The sequence below is a fragment of the Flagellimonas marinaquae genome, assembly GCF_003992675.1.
GTDB classification, from domain to species: domain Bacteria; phylum Bacteroidota; class Bacteroidia; order Flavobacteriales; family Flavobacteriaceae; genus Flagellimonas; species Flagellimonas marinaquae.
This window is the reverse complement of record NZ_RZMZ01000009.1, coordinates 1-1,374: the sequence shown is the minus strand read 5'-3', so window position 1 is coordinate 1,374 and position 1,374 is coordinate 1. Positions and strand designations below refer to the sequence as shown.

Annotated in this window: 1 protein-coding gene; it reads right to left on the bottom strand. The window is 58.2% G+C overall.

Translation table 11 applies throughout. From position 1 onward, the window contains the following. Nucleotides 1-1,374: PKD domain-containing protein (locus EO130_RS06215; RefSeq protein ID WP_127140666.1), on the bottom strand; the 1,374-nt coding region annotated here is incomplete at both ends.

Genomic DNA, 1,374 nt, shown 5'->3' with positions numbered 1-1,374 from the left:
CCACCGTTGTAGGCCGTGGCAGTCAAGGTGTAGTCTCCCAAGGGAAGGTCCTGCGCTTCATAGTTGCCCGATATATCCCCGAACAGTGCGTAAGGTGCCACTCCTTCACGGCGCGAAACGGTCTCTGGGCCTGTTAATTGAAGTAGCACACTACCCGGATTGCCCAAGGTATTCGCCCGAACGTTCAGCGACTGCCCGCCCGTGGGGCCCAGGTCAAGCTGCTGTCCATCGGAAATATTGAAAAGGTCGGTGTCCGTCGATGCATCCACCAAGGTAAGGCTTGTCACGCCCTCGCTGATGGGGCCCGTCACGTTGATGGAAACCGTGTCGGTGTCGGTCTGACCGTTCGCATCGGTAACGGTGAGAACCGCACTGTACGTGCCCGTATTGGCATAGGTATGGACAGGGTCGGCATCCGTCGAGACCGCACTGCCGTCTCCAAAGTTCCATTGGTAACTGCTTATCCCCTCATCGTCCACGGAATTGCTCCCCGTAAACTGTACCTCCAGCGGGGCGTCGCCTTCCACTTGGTCCGCTTGGGCCAATGCCGAAGGAGGGGCGCTTACCGGAACGGTGACCGTGATAGTGACCGTGATAGTGACCGTGTCGGTATCCTGTTGTCCGTCACCATCGGTAACGATGAGGACGGCGCTGTAATTACCCGCATTGGTATAGGTGTGGGCAGGGTCCGCCTCGGTCGAGACCGCACTACCGTCACCAAAGTCCCATTGATAACTGCTTATCCCGGTATCGTCAATGGAATTGCTGCCCGTGAAATTCACCGTCAAGGGAGCTTCCCCCGATTCCACATCGGCCGTTGCCAACGCTACGGGAAGCCCCCCCGTACTGGCCACTACCGAGAAGGTAATGGTCAAGGGCTGCCCCAAGACCCCACTGCTCTCCGTGCCACCGTTGTAGGCCGTGGCAGTCAAGGTGTAGTCTCCCAAGGGAAGGTCCTGCGCTTCATAGTTGCCCGATATATCCCCGAACAGTGCGTAAGGTGCCACTCCTTCACGGCGCGAAACGGTCTCTGGGCCTGTTAATTGAAGTAGCACACTACCCGGATTGCCCAAGGTATTCGCCCGAACGTTCAGCGACTGCCCGCCCGTGGGGCCCAGGTCAAGCTGCTGTCCATCGGAAATATTGAAAAGGTCGGTGTCCGTCGATGCATCCACCAAGGTAAGGCTTGTCACGCCCTCGCTGATGGGGCCCGTCACGTTGATGGAAACCGTGTCGGTGTCGGTCTGACCGTTCGCATCGGTAACGGTGAGAACCGCACTGTACGTGCCCGTATTGGCATAGGTATGGACAGGGTCGGCATCCGTCGAGACCGCACTGCCGTCTCCAAAGTTCCATTGGTAACTGCTTATCCCC